Origin of the sequence: Pseudoalteromonas sp. APC 3691 (genome assembly GCF_030408135.1) — a bacterium.
Taxonomy (GTDB): Bacteria; Pseudomonadota; Gammaproteobacteria; order Enterobacterales; family Alteromonadaceae; genus Pseudoalteromonas.
Window position 1 is genome coordinate 20206 of the sequence record NZ_JASDCB010000008.1, and the last position, 18286, is coordinate 38491.

The following is an 18286-nucleotide window of genomic DNA, read 5'->3' on the forward strand; positions in this document are numbered from 1 at the left end:
TTTGAGGCGTTTGTACGACTGAGCTAATTTTTATACGTTTCACCTAACTGTCTTTGTATTAATTCGTCTTCATCAACAAGGTATTTTAAAGCAGATGTGTATTGCGCGTTCGCGTTATTGTACTTTTTTTGTTCATAAAACGAATCCCCCTTAGTAAGGAGCACCTGCGCTATAATAAAGTCATCGCCATACACAAGGGTTGTTGGTAATAAAGTTTCAATGCGGGTAGTAAGTTCGTCATAACGTTTTTCTTCTAATAATATATTTATATAATTAATAGACGCCTTTATTTGGTTTCGTGAATCATTTAATTTGCTGTAGTAAACAGAGGATTGTAAAAAGTGCTCGAGCGATTCATTAATATTGTTATTTTTTTTATTCGCCCTACCTAGCAAGTTATGTAGCTTTGCGCTAAGTAACATGTCATCAGCACTTTGCGCTTGTGACAACAACGCCTTACTTAGTTCAATACTTGTTATAACGTCAGTATCTATAAGTAATTCAGCTCTTTTTAGCAGCCCTGCATTAGATTCATTAGTTAAACTGTATGAGGTGGTTTCTTGTGCGTAAGCGCTGTTTAAGCTAACAAACAAAGCAAAAAGCAAAGCTTTCACTAAAAATGTAAAATTATAAATTCGCTTTACAATGAAACTATGTATTTGCGAAGGTAAATCCATATTTCGCTTATGATTCAAGTAGGTATAAAATTCCATATTTACCATTTTAGTAATTTATTATTAATACAATTCAAAAGGCTGATAATAAAATATACAAACCGGCGCAATACATCAAGTATTGCTGCTATATGAATACTTTTAATTTATAATTTTAGCATAATTATGCATAGAGCAAGCCTAGCTTCTTAGTTTTAGTGTAACTAACACAATACCATGATCGGTACTTAAATCATCACGCGCAAATTCGGGGTTAATTAAGTGACGATCATAAGTATTATACTCAATCACCTCAAAAAAACTGCCAAGGTAGCTGGCATCAAACTCACATGATAATAAAATATAATCAAGCACGGAGCTGCTCGCGCCATAATAATGTGTTGGTGCTCTTAAAGGCATAAGCTTAGTTGCATTAACATTTTTTGCTTCGTTTTCATCAGCTAAATCAAAAATGCTATTGCTTTCACTATCGCTTATTTCATCGCTAGTCATTGCCCCGCCATTTAATAGGTCATCTTCGCTTAGCTGCGACTTAACAAACAAATCCCATGAATCATTTAAACAATATTTAGCGAGGTAGGTTTTAGCATCAAATGCAGGCGCAAAGCGTAGCGTACTTGTCAGTAAATGGCTTAATACGCCACCCACAAGTTCATTATTAAAGTCCCCCATTAATAGCATGGGTTGTTGCGTAGCTTCGCGACGAGCAATCATTTGTATCATCAGTAATGTAGCTTCACTGCCACGCTGAATAGTTGAGCCCCACCCACCCGCTACATTCGCTTTTAAAATTTCAATTATGTTTTGCTCGGGTGTAAGCTCTTTATTATGCTCATCGACATTAATCATTGGGCGCTTAGATTTAAAATGCACCACGTAACAATCGGTATTACCTATATGCGGCAGCGTTATAGTTGCTCTTAGTACTTTGCGACTAAAAGTAAACTCACTATTAAGGCCAAGCGCAATTGCAAGCTCACTATCGTGCTCAACCGCTGCTACTTCAACTATGGGGTATTTAGAGGCGATTGCCACTACGGGGCGTTTATAAATAAAGTCATCAATCACCTCTGGCGTATCAACTACAGCAAAGTAATTATAACCTTGCTCGCCTACTAGCTCTTTTAATGAGTCAATGCTAAACACTTCCTGAAAACCAATCACATCAGGGGCATGTTCTGTTAAGTAATCAACAATCCAACGCTGCTTTTTAGCCCACTGCTGCGCGGTATAAATTTTCTCAAACTCATAGTATGCATTGGGCGGCTCAAGATAGTTAAACAGGTTAAATGTGGCTATTTTTAGGTGGGTGTTAATAATTACAGATTCATCACTGTTTAAATCTGTATCTAACTGTTTAAGATCTTGATTGCTGATGGGGTTCGCCTAAGTAAAGTTGAAAGTGTTGCTGGCTTATAAACTATCATTTTATTACATGTTTACGTAATAAATCAGCCAGCTTAATTGTAATTTTATACACTCTTTTATTTTAGTCTTTATTATATCTCTCAATAAATAGCATTAACGTGCTTAACCATATAAAATTCGCGGTAATTAAATATGAGCGAAGCGACATTGTAATGAGTAGAAAGATTGAACTATTAGCCCCAGGCGGTGATGTAAACGCGGTAAAAGCCGCCATTGTAGCCGGTGCTAATGCGGTTTATTGTGGGTTAGATACCTTTAATGCACGTAACCGAGCGTCTAATCTTTCGTTTGATGAGCTTAACGGCGCACTTCGCCTAGCCCATGAATACGGCTGTGAAATATTTTTAACGCTAAATGTAGTTATATTAGAGCACGAAATGGGTGCGCTCTTTAAGCTACTTAATCAACTCGTAAATACCACGCTCGATGGCATTATTGTGCAAGATTTAGGGTTGTTCAATATAGTTAAAAAGCACTTTCCTACTTTGCATATTCACGCATCAACTCAGTTAACCACACATAACGAATCACAAGTTGAATTTTTAGCGCGTATTGGCGCTACACGTGTAAATTTATCGCGAGAGCTTAACTTAACTGAAATTAAAATATTGACCGACGTAGCGCATAAATGCAACGTATTAACCGAGGTGTTTGTACATGGTGCATTGTGTATTGCGTTTTCGGGGCAATGTTATTCAAGCTCAGTAAGTGTGGGTAACTCAGGTAACCGTGGTCGCTGCTCACAAGCATGTCGTGATGAATACGAGCCAACGGCGATGGGTAACAAACATCCGTTAAACTTAAAAGACAATTCAGCCTATTTTGATTTACCGGAGTTGGTAGCCGCAGGTGTTGACTCGTTAAAAGTAGAAGGTCGCATTAAAGGTGCTAACTACGTACATACCGTTATTGATAGCTGGCGCAAACAAATAGATACCTTTGTGCAAACAGGTAACTTAATTGAAGACGATTCAAGCTTATACAAAGTATTTAACCGTAATTTTACTAATAAGTTTTTGCAAGGTGACATGACAAAAAACATGTTTACCGACAACCCGCGCGACCATAGCTTTGATCACGCTAACGAAAAGAGTAACGCGATTTCGGTTGTGCAAATTTACGATGCACAGCAAGAGCTCGCCGCAGAAAAAAATGACATTGATACGTTAGTTAAAAAGAAGATTGAGTTTTTAGATATTTCAAAACGAGAACTACACTTTGAGTTTGGGGGCCAATTAAACCAGCCATTTACAGTAACACTGACAATAAACGATAAACACGACAACACCCTAGCAGAGCAAAGCGCCCTTCAACCTCTACGCTTTGAAGTTCAATCGCAAATGCCTATGCAAACCGCCGATAAATCAGTTGTTGATATTGCTGCCATTGATAAGCGCTTTAAAACCTTTAGTAATGCCAATTTTGAAATTAAAAATATGGATTACTCAAACTTAGGCAACAACTTAAGCATTCCGTTTAAAGAGCTTGCCCGTATTAAAAAGCAAGTCGCGTTTTTATTAAACGAAGGTAAAGACGTCCTCGCCCCTGTTGAACTGCCAAAACTAGTAAACCACCCTAAAGCCGATAACAAAACAACACTCTCTATTTTAATATCGGACATAAAAGACGTTCACCTATGTGATTTAACAGGTGGCGATGTTTACTTTAAATTACCAGAGAGCTTTAGAACCGATAACGATAAATACATTAATGTATTTTTAGAGCACCCACAGTTAATTCCGTGGTTTCCAGCCGTGTTAATTGGTAAAGATTTTGAAGAAGCGGTACGTTTGCTCGAGGTTGTAAAACCTAAGCTTATTATTAGTAACAACACAGGCGTTGCATTTAAAGCAGTACAAATGGGTATTGACTGGATTGCAGGCCCGTTGTTAAACACCACAAACTCTTATGCGTTACTAACACTACAAGAAGATTTAAACGCAAAAGGCGCGTTTATTTCAAACGAAATAAACAAACCACAAATGCGTAATATTAAACGCCCTAACAACTTTAAAATGATGTACAGCATTTATCATCCAATACTAATGATGACCAGCCGACAGTGTTTTTTCCAGCAAACAGTAGGATGTAAAAAACCACGTATTGACGCAAGCTGTATGCTGAGCTGTAAAAAAGAAACCACCGTTACCAATGTTAAAGGTATTAGCTTTGCTATTGATAAACAAAAAGGCGGCTACCCAAGTATTTATAACCATGAGCAATTTTTAAACATGGATATTGTGAGTGACTTTGCCGACAAATTTGACGAGTTTATGATTGATTTAACCGACATTGGTTCAGGCGATAAAGAAAAACTAGATAAAGCCGTGTTACTTGCGCATTTTCAGGATTTAATTAGCGGGCAAACACAAGCGGTTGAACACTTAAATAGCTTGGTTAAAGTACAAACCCGCCAGCAGTATGTTGAAGGCCTAAACAGCTAAGGTAGCTAACATGACATTGCCATTATTATATTCATTACAACACTGCCCATACGCAATGCGTGCACGAATGGGTATTTTAATGGCGGAGCAACACGTGCTACTACGCGCTATAAAAACTAAAAATAAACCGCCGCATCTTTTGCAAATATCGCCAAAAGGCACGGTGCCAGTTTTATTACTGCCTAATAACCAAGTTATAGATGAAAGCCTAGATATTATGCTGTGGGCTTTAAAGCAAAACGATCCGCATAATTTACTGCATACTCAAGACCCATTAGCACTTGAGCGCATGCTTGAGTTAATTAAGCTAAACGATACGCAATTTAAACCTGTGCTCGAAAAGTACAAATTTTATGCGCGTACAAAAGACATGGCACAAATTTATTACCAAAAAGCCTGCGAAGAGTTTATTAAGCAATTTGAAGTAAAACTAACCACGCATAAATACTCAATAGGCGATGAAAAAAGTCTAGCCGATTATGCCCTGCTGCCATTTATTAGACAGTTTGCCCGCGTAGATAAACATTGGTACTTACAAAGTGAATATACGCATGTTCGCGCATGGTTAAACGAGTTTTTACACGCCCCCATGTTTACCAAAGTTATGGCCAAATTTGATTTGTATATGGACTGCGGCGAAGAGTTTTTATACGGCGTTAAAAAGCCTTAACTTAGCCTTTGTTTTATAAGGAATTACATTACTTTAACTAGCTGTAAATCTTAGCATTGAATTATTCTCATCATCGAATTTAAGCCCTTTTTTTACGCTATACTGCCCTCCCCATTACTAACAAACGCTATGCATTATGAACTACTCAAACTTTGGCACTAAATTTACACAACCCAACGGCATTACTCAGTTAATGGAAGATTTAGGCGGGGCTAAAAACAGTAATAATCCTAATATTGTTATGCTGGGTGGCGGTAACCCCGCATTAGTACCACAAGTAAATGAGGTTTTTTTAAGTGAATTACAAAATCTTGTTGCCAGCAATAAAGTATCGCAAGTATTTGGCCTTTACGATGGCCCAACCGGTAACGACGAGTTTAGGGGGGCATTAGCTGGCCAGCTAAGTAAAGAGTACGCATGGGATATTAACGCCGATAACGTAGCACTTGGTAATGGCAGTCAAGCTAACTTTTTTGTGTTGTTTAATATGTTGGCAGGAGAAATGCCTGATGGCAGCCACAAAAAGATTTTATTTCCCCTTGCGCCAGAGTATATAGGTTATGCCGATCAAGGTTTATCGGCTGATATGTTTGTTGCCATAAAGCCTGATATCGAAATTTTAAATACAGGCAGCACATCAAAACAGTTTAAATACGTCATTGATTTTAAAGCAGTTGAAAACACATTAGCAAACGACAGCAGCATAAGCGCGCTGTGCGTATCACGCCCTACCAACCCAACAGGTAATGTAATTACTGACGATGAAGTAAAACACCTTGATTTGCTTGCTAAGCAATATGGTATTCCACTCATTATTGATAACGCATACGGCGATCCGTTTCCAGGTTGTATTTACACCGATGCAAACCTAACGTGGAACTCAAACATTATTTTATGTATGTCACTTTCAAAACTGGGCCTACCGGGTTTACGCAGCGGTATTGTGGTTGCCAATAATGAGATTATTAAAGCAATTGGCCGGGTAAATGGCAGCATGGTGTTATCGCCAAATAGTATTGGTCCAAGCTTAGTGACACGCTTAATTAACGACAACGAACTACTGCCACTGTGCCGTAATGTTGTACTGCCTTTTTATCGTAATAAAGCACACATAGCGATTGAGTTGTTTGACGAAGTGTTTGCCGAACTGCCTGTTTATTTGCACAAAGTTGAAGGTGCATTTTTTATGTGGCTGTGGTTTAAAGATGCAAAAATAACAAGCGAGGTGTTGTATCAAAAGCTTAAAGAGCTAGACGTTTATGTAATTCCTGGGCATAACTTTTTTATCGGCATTGACGACAGCTGGGCGCACAAGCACGAGTGTATTCGTATTAACTATGCTACCGATGCAGATACCCTAAAAAAAGGCTTAGAAGCGATTAAAAACCTAATAAAGTAAATATACTGATGCCTATATAAATATCGGCATCAGTTATTTAACTCGCTTATATATTCGTTTGAAATTTATGCAAACGCACTGTATCCCCTTTAAATTTATATACAAGTTGGTATCCTACGCGCCCTTTTTTAACATATGCTTATAAAAAAGAACTCGTCAAGGAGCGAATACTGCTGCAAGGCACTTACTGTAAGTGACAGCTTTAACTCAACAGGCATCGCGTATAATTATTGATTTTAAACGTAAGATGTAACTTTAAATAGCAACATGCATTAGCACTATTAAGGTCAATTATGCGATTAGGACCAGGACTACTCGTCACTGCAGCCTTCATTGGGCCAGGAACAATTACTACCGCAAGCGTGGCAGGTGCAAACTTTGGTTTTGCACTTATATGGACATTACTGTTTTCAGTAGTTGCCACTATATTATTACAATCTATGGCGGCGCGACTTGGCGTTGCTACCGGGCAAGATTTAGCCCAAGCGCTCAGAGCACATATTCAAACGCCCTTATTTAAATCTTTAGCTATATTTTTAGTCATTAGCGCCATTGGTGTGGGCAGTGCAGCTTATGAAGCGGGTAACTTAAGTGGCGCTAGCATGGGGTTAATTGAAATATTTCCTCAAGTTAACTCTCAACTATGGACACCACTTATTGCTTTTTTAAGTGCAGCTTTACTTTATAGCGGTAAACATAAAGTGGTTGAAAACGCGCTAATTTTACTCGTTATTTTAATGAGCTTAGTGTTTATCTCAACACTTGTAATGGCCGCGCCTTCACTGGATGATGTATTTGCTGGTTTTATTCCTAGTATGCCTGAGGGTTCGATTACAACCATACTCGCTTTAGTTGGTACTACCATTGTGCCGTATAACCTGTTTTTGCACTCCGGCGTACTCGCTGCTAGACACGATAGTAACAGCGATATGAAAAAAGTCATTAAACAAACAAATGTTGATACAGGCCTATCAATCACTTTAGGCGGTGTCATCACGTTAGCTATTTTATCTACTGCTTCCGTTGCATTTTATGGTACCGATGCGGGGCAAATTAGTGCGGCTAACATGGCCGTGCAACTAGAGCCATTACTTGGCGACGCCGCTCATTACTTTTTTGCTATTGGCTTGTTTGCAGCAGGTTTAACAAGCGCTATTACAGCGCCACTTGCCGGTGCTTACGCCGTATGTGGCATGTTAGGTTGGTCAAACGATATGGGTAACTTACGCTTTAAAGGCGTTGCTATTGTTATTTTATTGTTTGGTGCTGCGGTGGCCTCATTAGGTTTAGACCCAGTAGCGGTGATTATATTCGCACAAGCGGCTAACGGATTATTACTCCCTATTGTTAGCACCTACCTTGTATGGCTGGTTAATCAAAAAGGGGTTATGGGAAACTACACTAACTCTTTGGCTTTAAACCTAGTCACCCTACCCGTTTTAATCCTAATTTTTGGGCTAAGTAGCTACAAACTAATTAGTTTAATTTTTTAATTAAACTCTAAAAATCATATTTAAAGGCCGCTGTTTACAATAAACAGCGGCCTTTATTTGTTAATCATCAAATAACGTATCAACCGTACTTATATTCACACATCAACACGCTTTTTGGATTTTAGCTGCCTTAACTAATTGCGAAAACGCAAAACCACCTACCGCGCCAGCGAGCAGTTGAGCATAAAAACCCCAGCCTCTTGCGCCCGCTATAATATGAATATTCATAATTGATTCAATGGCAATTAACACAATAGCAAATGCCACAATGCCAGCAATAACAAATAGCTGAGTACTGTATTTTTGAACCTTTTTATTAAGCTTTGCGGTAACAAAAAAAGCGATGGCAAGTGCTACGGCAATAATAGCGCCGTAGGTAGGTAATAGGCCTAACCAATCATCAAGCGTTAAACTAACCCGATCACTAAAGCCCACCACTACACCTACATTAACTAATTGATTGACAACGTATTGGCTATGAAACAAGCTAGCAAGTGTGAATGTAAGTAACCAAGAAACTAAAAATGAAGGCAATATACGTGTTAAAAACGACATGGTTATCTCAACTTAAAATAAAGCTTTTCTCTTATACTAGTCATGCTAGCAAAGGCTTGCCCGGTAAACAATGTATCTCTATTTTTACTCTGCTTTCGCTTTTTTCGTTTTCTGTTAATGCACAAGCCGCATTACCAAAGGAGCAATACAGTACAAAAACACTGGCTACGCAATTACAGTCTCCGTGGAGCATGGTTGAACTACCAAACGGCACATGGTTAATTACAGAGCGTGATGGTCACGTAGTTATAGTAAAAAACAATCTGCAATCAAGAGTAAAATTAAATCTGAACGGTTTATACGTTGCAGGCCAAGGTGGCTTACTCGACATTGTATTATCACCAGATTATAACGACTCAAAAGAAATTATTTTTACCTATGCCCAAGGTGATGCAAGCGCAAACAGGCTTGTTGTTGCTAAAGCCACGTTTAATGGCAATAGCTTTTCAAAGCCTGACGTTATTTATAAAGTAGCAAGTGATAAAAATACACCACAACATTACGCTGGTCGCACGCTCGTATTACCCGATAGCACATTATTAATTTCAACGGGTGATGGCTTTGACTTTAGAGAGCAAGCACAGGTTATAACAAGCCAACTTGGTAAAATATTACGTATAAACCTAGATGGCACCATCCCAAAAGATAATCCATTTATTAATCACAAAAAGCCAAATGCACATGCTGTTTACTCACTTGGTCACCGTAACCCTCAAGGCTTAGTTTATGATTACGATACGCAGCAAATTGTTAGCAACGAACACGGCCCTGCAGGCGGTGACGAGCTAAACTACTTAACCGCTGGCACTAATTACGGATGGCCGGTAATCACCTACGGTAAAGATTACTCGCAAGCGCGTATTTCACCATTTACCGAATATAAAGGCATGCAAAAACCAAGTGTTAATTGGACGCCATCAATAGCGCCATCAGGCATGGCGTATTACGGCTCTAAACATGCAGCTTTTCCTTCATTGCAACAACATGTGCTTATCACTACTCTTGTTGATAAAAAGCTCTACAGCGTTAATCTGGTAAGTGGTCAATTTACGCAGTCTCACGTATTTCCAGAAGCCGCAGGCAGGTTAAGAGATGTGTTTATAACTGATAAAGGTAACGTCGCGGTATTAACAGACGGTAAAGAGGCAAAGCTAATGTTGTTTAAAGCAAATTAATTCACAGAGGGATAAGAGCCGCTGCGCTTTTAAAGTAAGTAGCGGCTTTAGTGCATCTAAGTTCTTATGTATGAAGTCTATATTAACCTTTAAGCTATAAAAAAATAATTCTCATAAATTTTAACGATTTTTAATAACTTTAATTTATCTACTAAGATTAATACTTTAAATTAGGTACATGCCTGTTGTCTGTATAGTAGTGCGAATGCGCACTTCTTAAGTCCATCATTATCTGTTCCTTTTATTATAAAGAAGCAGTTCGTAATTAAGCTCAAGTAATCGTTCCCAAAATAATCACAATTTTAACGCGCCATTTATTTACAAATAAATCAATTGGTTTACAATTCGTACAAATTTAATTAAGAAGGAACTGAAGATGAAACAATCATTTACACTCATCGTAGTGGCTTTAGCTGTTGCCGGATGTGCTAGTACCAAAGTAGAAGATACAACTCCACTAAATCCAACTTCTGTACTGAAGGCTGAGTATGCAATTAATGGTTTATATGCACCTGACTACACAGGAAAGCAAACTGTACTAACTCGTGAATCGAAGCGAGTTATCCATGAAATAAATACATTTGATAGCTGGCTAATGCGCTGGGCAAATTCTGATAAGTCTCGTGTTTTTGATTCCCCTAAAAATAAAAGCTATTACATTGACTATGATGACGAGACATATAGCGAATGCCCTATGGCAGGTTGTGATGAAGTAAGCTTTACTGATAGCATTTTTGAGAAAGATGAAGATGCTGAAGAATATCAAACATACGAAGAAGTTGGGTGTAGTGTTAACTTGAAAGAGAATTCATTTACTGTAGAAAAAACGGGAAAAAGCCGAATAATTAATGGGTTCGATACAGAGCAGTACGTTGTTAACTGGACTACCCGCTACCACGATACCACTGGCGCAGAAGATAAAAACATAGTGACTTTTGATTTTTGGACCACAGCACAAAATGCAAAAACTAAACGTGCATTACAAGTTCATGAGAAGTTTCAAGACAGCTACCTTAAAGCTATTGGCGATGACAATGCATTAATGAACTTATTAGGTGCGCAAGCCTATAAAGCTATTGCAGGATTTACAGGTGATATAAGTAACGAAGATAATCAGTTCGTTGGTGAGATTGGCCAAAAATTAGCAACTATTAAAGGCTACCCAATTTCAGTTAAACTTGAATGGAAACAACAATTGAAAGCCTGTAAAACCGCACGTAAACCTGTTGATTACAGCGCCGGATTAGATGAAGTTGGTTCACAACTGCTTGGTGGGCTAATGGATAAAGGTAAAGAAATGGTAATGGATCACTGGCGTAAAGATCCTGTAGTGCGCTATGTTTACGAAATAAAGTCTGTTGAAATGAAAGACGTTCGCGATAGTAAATTTGTGGTACCTAAAGATTTTAAATTAATAAATCGCTCTTAACCTCTTAGCCATTAAAAGTACCGGCACTTAAGTGTCGATAAAAATTAGTACCGATATAAATTTTTACTCAATAAAAAAGCCGCTGTTTTTTAAACAGCGGCTTTTCTTTTAAAGCTTAACTAAACTGATTTTTATTGTTTACCAATCACTTCAAGTCCACCCATGTATGGGCGTAATACTTCTGGTACTACTACTATGCCATCGGCTTGTTGGTAGTTTTCTAGTATGGCTACTAGTGTACGGCCAACGGCTAAGCCTGAACCATTTAGTGTATGTAGTAACTCTGGCTTTTTAACACCTTCACGACGAAAACGTGCTTGCATTCTACGCGCCTGAAAGTCAGCCATGTTTGAACATGATGAAATTTCGCGGTATGTGTCTTGCGCAGGTAGCCATACTTCTAAATCGTATGTTTTAGCTGAACCAAAGCCCATGTCGCCCATACATAAAATTACTTTACGGTACGGAAGTTCAAGGGCTTGTAGTATTTGCTCTGCATGACCTGTTAACTCTTCAAGCGTTGCCATTGAGTCTTCTGGTTTTACAAGTTGTACAAGTTCAACTTTATCGAACTGGTGTTGACGAATTAAGCCACGTGTATCGCGACCATAACTGCCTGCTTCACTTCTGAAACACGGAGTGTGGGCAACTAAGCGAATTGGTAAATCGCTTTCGTCGTAAATTTCGTCACGGGCGCTGTTTGTAAGTGGTACTTCAGCTGTAGGAATTAAGCTAAAGCCGGCTTGTTGTTCGCCGTCGTCATTTACAAGGCCTAATGTGTGGAATAAATCGCCTGCAAATTTAGGTAATTGGCTGGTGCCATAAAGGCTTGCGCTATTTACTAGGTACGGTACATACATTTCTGTGTAGCCGTTTTTATCAGCGTGCGTATCTAGCATAAATTGCGTTAGTGCACGGTGCATACGCGCTACTTGGCCGCGCATTACGGTAAAGCGTGCACCACTAATTTTAACGCCCATTTCAAAGTCTAAGCCGTTTAAGTCTTGGCCTACATCTACGTGGTCTTTAACTTCAAAATCGAATTTTTTAGGTGTGCCCCACGTTAAAATTTCAACGTTGTCGTCTTCGTCTTTACCTGCGGGTACCGACTCGTCTGGCAAGTTTGGAATTGCTAAAGCAATGTCGTTAATTGCGGCTAATACTTCATCTTGCTCTGTTTTAGCGGCGTCTAGCTCACTGCCTAAGCTAGCCACTGCATCAAGTAGTGGCTGTGCGTCTTCGCCTTTAGCTTTGGCTTGACCAATTGCTTTTGCGCTTGTATTACGTTGACTTTGAAGTTCTTGCGTTTTTACTTGTAATGTTTTGCGTTTTTCTTCAAGTGCCGTTACCGTCGCGACATCGAGTTCGTAACCGCGAGCTGCTAAACGTGCTGCAGTTTGTTCGATGTCTTGACGTAAAAATTTAGAATCTAACATGTTAGTTTTTTAACCTTTTTGCATTACTAGCTGAAGGCCCAGCCAAGCCATAAAAATACACACCATCACGTTTAAGATGATATTGAGGGCCATTTTAATAAAGTGACCTTGTTGTAATAACAACAACGAGTCCATTGAGAATGTTGAAAAGGTGGTTAATGCACCTAAAAAGCCAATACCGATAAGGGTTTTGGCGGGGCTTGCGGTGATAATTTCTTTATCTATCAAACCGTACAAAATGCCCATTAACAATGAACCCAGAATATTAACCGTCAACGTACCAAAAGGGAATCCCCTACCGAGGAGTTTTAGCATGCTTTCGCTAATAAAAAACCGTAAACACGCACCTGAGGCTCCGCCAAGGGCGATCATCATATAAAGTTTAATCATTTTCGTACCGTTTAAGTGGGCTTTGCGCATCGCGCTCTTTTAGGTAATCGAGTTTTTGTTTAATTTTTTGCTCAAGGCCGCGCTCGCTCGGTAAGTAATATTCTTTGCCGTCCATTTCAGGTGGTAAATATTTTTCACCTGCGGCAAATGCGCCTTCTTCGTTATGCGCATAACGGTACTCAGCGCCGTAGCCTAAGTCTTTCATTAAGTTGGTTGGCGCATTACGCAGGTGCTCTGGCACGGGGTAACTTGGCTCGTTTTGAGCATCTGCTTTGGCTTGATTAAACGCCATATACACCGCATTACTTTTAGGTGCGCTGGCTAAGTACAATGTAGCTTGTGCAATTGCACGTTCGCCCTCGCTTGGGCCAACACGTTGAAATATATCCCACGCGTTTAAGGCCACTTCCATCGCACGCGGATCGGCGTTACCAATATCTTCTGTTGCAATGGCAAGTAAACGCCTTGCTACATACAAAGGGTCGCCACCACCGGCTAAAATTCGGCAATACCAATACAGCGCACCGTCAGGGGAGCTACCACGTACTGATTTATGAAAGGCTGATATTAAATCGTAAAACTCATCGCCGCCTTTATCGTATTTGGCCAAATGTGTAGGTAATACTTGGCTAAGTACGTGCTCGTCTACGTTGTATTGCCCGTTTTGCTCGGTTGTTAAGTCAACTGCTTGTTCAAGTAAATTAAGTACTTTACGCGCATCGCCGCCACTTGCTTGGCACAGTGCCTTTTTAGCATTCTCGGCAATAGTGATATGCTTTTGGTTTAGCTGCTCGTCTTGTTTAAGAGCGCGCTCTATTACGGTGTATAAGTCGGTGTCGGCAAGCGATTTCAAAACATACACGCGTGCACGCGACAATATAGCGTTATTAAGGGCAAACGATGGGTTTTCGGTGGTTGCACCTACAAATATAAAGGTGCCATCTTCTATGTGCGGTAAAAACGCATCTTGCTGAGACTTATTAAAGCGGTGAACTTCGTCAACAAACATAAGCGTGCGTTGGCCACGGCTTTCTAGGTTATCGCGCGCTTTCGTCACGCTGTCACGTATATCTTTTACACCTGCAGTTACCGCCGACATTTGAATAAGTGAAGCATCAGCATGGTTGGCAATTATTTGCGCAAGTGTTGTTTTACCTACACCCGGCGGGCCCCATAAAATTAAACTATGGCATCGCCCTGCAACAATGGCTTGATGCAGTGGTTTATCAGCACTTAATAAGTGCTGCTGACCAATGTACTCGTCAAGCGTTGTAGGGCGCATACGCGCGGCAAGTGGCCGTACATCGGGCCCAAAGTTAAAACCTAAATTACTCACCGTTACTCTGATCGTCTATTTCAACACCTTCAGGAGGCGTAAATTCAAAAGTGCTTTTATCAAGCTGCGTATTAACTTGTGCATTGTTAAACGTAAATGACGATAGCTGCCCTGAGTTGTCGGTAACGACTAGTTTAGCAAGGCCTTGCTCGTTACCTGCAAACGCTATATCAAGTTGTTCTACTTGGCTTTCTACGCCTTTATTTGGCGTTACGCTAAAACCTGTATTTGTTGCAAGTACACTGTATTTTTCCCACTGTGCTGGGTCTTTTGATGTAAGTAGCACAAATGGTGTTGAATCAATTAGGCTGCTGGTTTTCATAATCGTTACTTGCTCAGCAAAGCTGTCGAAGTAATATGTTTTATCACCGTTTGATACAAATAACGTATCGTCTGGGTTTGTTTGCTGCCAGCGAATCATCATAGGCTGTTGAAGGGCTATTGTGCCCTCGCCTTGCATAACTGCTTGGCCTTCTTTGTCTGTTACTTTTTGTGCAAACTGCGCTTTGAAACTTTTTAAAGTGGCAAGTCTGTCTTGTAATGCTTGGCTGTCGTCAGCAAAGCTTGGTGCGGCAAATACGCTGCCTAACACTAATAATAAGGCGTTAAATTTTTTCATTAATTTGCTCCATTAGGTACTAATACATCGCGAGCGCCGTTATGGCCTGGTGAACTCACGATACCCGATGTTTCCATTTGCTCTACTAAACGTGCTGCGCGGTTATAGCCAACACGTAATTTACGTTGCACTGACGATACCGATACTTTGCCAGTTTCTATTACAAACGACACAGCTTCGTCGTATAACGGATCGTTTTCTTCGTCTGCATTTTCGCTTGCTTCGCCTGGCAATAAAATATCTTCGCTAGCATCGCCATTGAGTATTTCATCAACGTAATTTGGCTTAGCACGTGCTTTCCAATCGTTTACTACAGCGTGTACTTCATGGTCGTCTACAAACGCACCGTGTACACGCTCTGGTACACTAGTACCTGGCGGTAAATAAAGCATATCGCCCATGCCCAGTAGATTTTCAGCGCCTTGTTGGTCAAGTATTGTGCGCGAATCTATTTTGCTTGATACCTGAAACGCCATACGCGTTGGTATATTTGCTTTAATTAAACCTGTAATTACATCAACCGATGGGCGCTGCGTAGCAAGCACTAAGTGAATACCTGCCGCACGTGCTTTTTGGGCAATACGTGCAATTAGCTCTTCTACTTTTTTACCTACAATCATCATCATGTCGGCAAATTCGTCTATTACTACAACAATACTTGGTAATTTACCTAGCTCATCTGGGCCTTCTTTCATGCCATCGGTGTCTTTGAATAATGGGTCTAGAATCGGGTAACCCGCTTCATTGGCATCAAGCACTTTTTGGTTGTAACCTTTTAAGTTACGCACACCCAAAGCTGACATTAATTTATAACGACGTTCCATTTCGCCTACACACCAACGCAGTGCGTTGGCGGCTTCTTTCATGTCGGTCACTACTTCACACAGTAAATGCGGAATGCCTTCGTATACTGATAGCTCAAGCATTTTAGGGTCAATCATAATCATACGTACATCATCAGGACCCGATTTATACAGCAAACTTACTATCATGACATTAACGCCCACTGATTTACCTGAACCGGTTGTACCGGCTACCAATAAGTGTGGCATTTTACCTAAATCAGCACAGACAGGCTGACCGGCAATATCTTTACCTAACACCATGGTAAGTGGCGACGGGTTTTGCTCAAATTTAGGCGCGTTTATTACTTCTGACAAACGTACTATTTCACGGTGTTTGTTGGGAAGCTCAATACCTACATACGTTTTACCTGGTATAACTTCTACAACACGTACACTAATAGCCGAAAGCGAACGCGCTAAATCTTTAGCCAAGCCTGTAATTTTAGATACTTTAATTCCGGGTGCTAAATCCAGCTCAAAACGTGTAACAACGGGGCCTGGATATACAGCAACAACTTTAGCTTGAACGTTAAAGTCGAGTAGTTTTGTCTCTACTAAGCGCGATACTGTATCGAGCTCTTCTTGCGAAATTGGGTTTTTGGCTTTGTCTGGTCTGTCGAGTAAATCAAGCGACGGTAACGGCCCCGGAGGTGGCTCTTGTGTTAATAATTGCTCAAATTTTTCTTTAGCCGTTGGCGGCGGTTGATATGCAGGTTTTGGTTTAGGCATTGGCCTAGCTGGCGATACAACCGTAGTCACTGGTTTTTCAGGCTCTATAACTGGGCTTTGGTCCAGCGCATTTAATGCAGCTTCTGTATCCATTGGCTCGTCGTCTATGGCGCTAAAGCCAATTTCTTGATCGAGTATGTCGTCAAGTTCATCAAACGGCATAAAGTCGTCACTAATTTGTGGCTCGCTAAATGGTGTTTGTGGTTTATTAATTGCTTTTTGTTTATCTGCTTTTTTAGATGATGTAGGCAGCTCTATTTGCTCTTTTATATCGTCTTCAAAATGGGCGTCTTCTTCATCGTGATTATTTACTTTGCCCGCAGCATGCTCTCGGTGCATCCAGCCTTTTGCGTACGCTACAATAAAGCGGTAAAACCTAACCATTAAATCGCCAAGGTAATCTACAAAATCAACCCACGATACACCCGTTAATAAGGTAAGCCCTGCAAAAAAGAAACACAGCAATAATATAGACGTGCCGGTAAAGTTGAATGCAGGCATCATGGCTGATGCAATAACATCGCCCACTACCCCACCAGAAGAAAAGTTATAAATATCGTCAAAATTAATACTACTAATAGCGGTAGCTGAGGTAATAAATAAAGCAAAACCAATAACACGCAGCGCTAAGGTGGTGTAATCAAGCTGTAAAATGCGGTGAGGTTGTTTAAATAACAAATAGCCAAATAGCTGAATGGCCGCAGGCACTAAGTAAGCCAACCAACCAAAGGTAAGTAATAAAATGTCGGCTATCCATGCACCGGCAGCTCCTGTAATGTTGCTTACTTCGCTAAAACTAGTTTGCGACCATGCAGCATCTGCTGGATCAAAGCTGATCAAGGCACATAAAATAAATATTGCCGTAAAGGTGCTGATAATCAGCCCTGTTTCTAATAGTCTTTGCACACCGTTTAGGCGCATAGTTCCCTATTCCTCTTTATTATTCTATTTTTATTCACACTTACTTAGCAGTGAAATACCTTAGCAGGAAATGCAATTTGTTGCACTTTATCTTAACCTTGATGGCCTGATTATGAACAAGTTTTTATAATTTGAGCTTATATAAGCAAATGGCACAGGCTAATATAAATAACCTTAAGTAATATAGGGGCGAATAATTACGCCTTCTTCACCTTTTACTTCTTCCATTACTACATAAGTTCGGCTTTCACTAACATTAGGCAATTTTAATAATATGTCGCCTAATACGCCACGGTATTCTGACATATCATTTACGCGCGTTTTAAGTAAAAAATCAAAATTACCCGATACCAAATGACATTCTATAATTTCTTCATGCTTTTTAACGGCCGCACTAAACTCATCAAATACGTCAGGAGAGGTTTTAGTAATTGTTACTTCTACATACACCGATAAACCTTGCCCAAGCTTAGCTGGATCGACCACTGCTTTATAGCCAAGTATGTAGCCTTCTCGTTCTAGCTTTTTCACTCGCTCCAGACAGGGCGTGGCGCTTAGGCCAACTCGTCTGGCCAGTTCAACATTTGAAAGGCGTCCATCGTGTTGTAATTCCATTAAAATTTTACGGTCAATTCTATCTAACAATTGATGCATAGTACCAACTAGTTTTTTATACTGTTTATTTTTATTATATAGATGATAACACTAGATTTGACTTTAAAAAAGGTGAGACACACGGGCTT

General features: G+C 40.0%; 15 protein-coding genes. 6 read left to right on the top strand and 9 right to left on the bottom strand.

Features of this window, described 5'->3' with window-relative positions; all coding sequences use genetic code 11:
- Positions 1–23 precede the first annotated feature (23 nt).
- The gene (locus QL998_RS04290; protein ID WP_290192201.1) at positions 24–677 is read right to left on the bottom strand and encodes a hypothetical protein; all 654 of its coding nucleotides are present in this window, start codon (positions 675–677) and stop codon (positions 24–26) included.
- 177 nt (positions 678–854) lie between these two features.
- Complete coding sequence (locus QL998_RS04295) at positions 855–1958, bottom strand: endonuclease/exonuclease/phosphatase family protein (RefSeq protein WP_290192228.1); 1104 nt, start codon at positions 1956–1958, stop codon at positions 855–857.
- A gap of 296 nt (positions 1959–2254) precedes the next feature.
- Between QL998_RS04295 and QL998_RS04300 the strand changes: the two genes are divergently transcribed.
- From QL998_RS04300 to QL998_RS04315, 4 genes are all read left to right on the top strand, one after another.
- The gene (locus tag QL998_RS04300; RefSeq protein ID WP_290192202.1) at positions 2255–4546 is read left to right on the top strand and encodes a peptidase U32 family protein; all 2292 of its coding nucleotides are present in this window, start codon (positions 2255–2257) and stop codon (positions 4544–4546) included.
- A 10-nt stretch (positions 4547–4556) separates the two neighbouring features.
- Positions 4557–5216, top strand: a complete 660-nt coding sequence (locus QL998_RS04305; protein ID WP_290192203.1) for a glutathione S-transferase — start codon at positions 4557–4559, stop codon at positions 5214–5216.
- A gap of 136 nt (positions 5217–5352) precedes the next feature.
- On the top strand, positions 5353–6615 hold the full coding sequence (locus QL998_RS04310) for a valine--pyruvate transaminase (protein ID WP_290192204.1): 1263 nt from the start codon (positions 5353–5355) through the stop codon (positions 6613–6615).
- A 293-nt stretch (positions 6616–6908) separates the two neighbouring features.
- Entirely contained in the window at positions 6909–8108 is a 1200-nt protein-coding gene (locus tag QL998_RS04315) for an Nramp family divalent metal transporter (RefSeq protein WP_290192205.1), read from the top strand.
- A gap of 102 nt (positions 8109–8210) precedes the next feature.
- Here the strand turns inward: QL998_RS04315 and QL998_RS04320 are convergent, their stop codons facing one another.
- On the bottom strand, positions 8211–8663 hold the full coding sequence (locus QL998_RS04320; protein WP_290192206.1) for a hypothetical protein: 453 nt from the start codon (positions 8661–8663) through the stop codon (positions 8211–8213).
- Here QL998_RS04320 and QL998_RS04325 point away from each other — a divergent pair.
- The gene (locus QL998_RS04325; RefSeq protein ID WP_290192207.1) at positions 8648–9838 is read left to right on the top strand and encodes a PQQ-dependent sugar dehydrogenase; all 1191 of its coding nucleotides are present in this window, start codon (positions 8648–8650) and stop codon (positions 9836–9838) included. The two genes, QL998_RS04320 and QL998_RS04325, sit on opposite strands and share 16 nt — an antisense overlap.
- A 376-nt stretch (positions 9839–10214) precedes the next feature.
- A complete protein-coding gene (locus QL998_RS04330) occupies positions 10215–11267 on the top strand; it encodes a hypothetical protein (RefSeq protein ID WP_290192208.1) in 1053 nt (350 codons plus the stop codon).
- 131 nt (positions 11268–11398) lie between these two features.
- Here the strand turns inward: QL998_RS04330 and serS are convergent, their stop codons facing one another.
- From serS to lrp, 6 genes are all read right to left on the bottom strand, one after another.
- Positions 11399–12703, bottom strand: a complete 1305-nt coding sequence (serS, locus tag QL998_RS04335; protein ID WP_290192209.1) for a serine--tRNA ligase — start codon at positions 12701–12703, stop codon at positions 11399–11401.
- Positions 12704–12712: 9 nt separating this feature from the next.
- Positions 12713–13093 carry a fluoride efflux transporter CrcB gene (crcB, locus tag QL998_RS04340; RefSeq protein ID WP_021032117.1) on the bottom strand — a complete coding sequence of 127 codons (381 nt, stop codon included), beginning with the start codon at positions 13091–13093 and terminating at the stop codon, positions 12713–12715.
- On the bottom strand, positions 13086–14429 hold the full coding sequence (locus QL998_RS04345; protein ID WP_290192210.1) for a replication-associated recombination protein A: 1344 nt from the start codon (positions 14427–14429) through the stop codon (positions 13086–13088). The genes crcB and QL998_RS04345 overlap by 8 nt, the downstream gene beginning before the upstream one ends.
- On the bottom strand, positions 14422–15048 hold the full coding sequence (gene lolA, locus QL998_RS04350; protein ID WP_290192211.1) for an outer membrane lipoprotein chaperone LolA: 627 nt from the start codon (positions 15046–15048) through the stop codon (positions 14422–14424). The genes QL998_RS04345 and lolA overlap by 8 nt, the downstream gene beginning before the upstream one ends.
- Entirely contained in the window at positions 15048–17543 is a 2496-nt protein-coding gene (locus QL998_RS04355; RefSeq protein WP_290192212.1) for a DNA translocase FtsK 4TM domain-containing protein, read from the bottom strand. The genes lolA and QL998_RS04355 overlap by 1 nt, the downstream gene beginning before the upstream one ends.
- 174 nt (positions 17544–17717) lie before the next feature.
- On the bottom strand, positions 17718–18197 hold the full coding sequence (gene lrp / locus QL998_RS04360; protein ID WP_007582985.1) for a leucine-responsive transcriptional regulator Lrp: 480 nt from the start codon (positions 18195–18197) through the stop codon (positions 17718–17720).
- Positions 18198–18286: the final 89 nt, after the last annotated feature.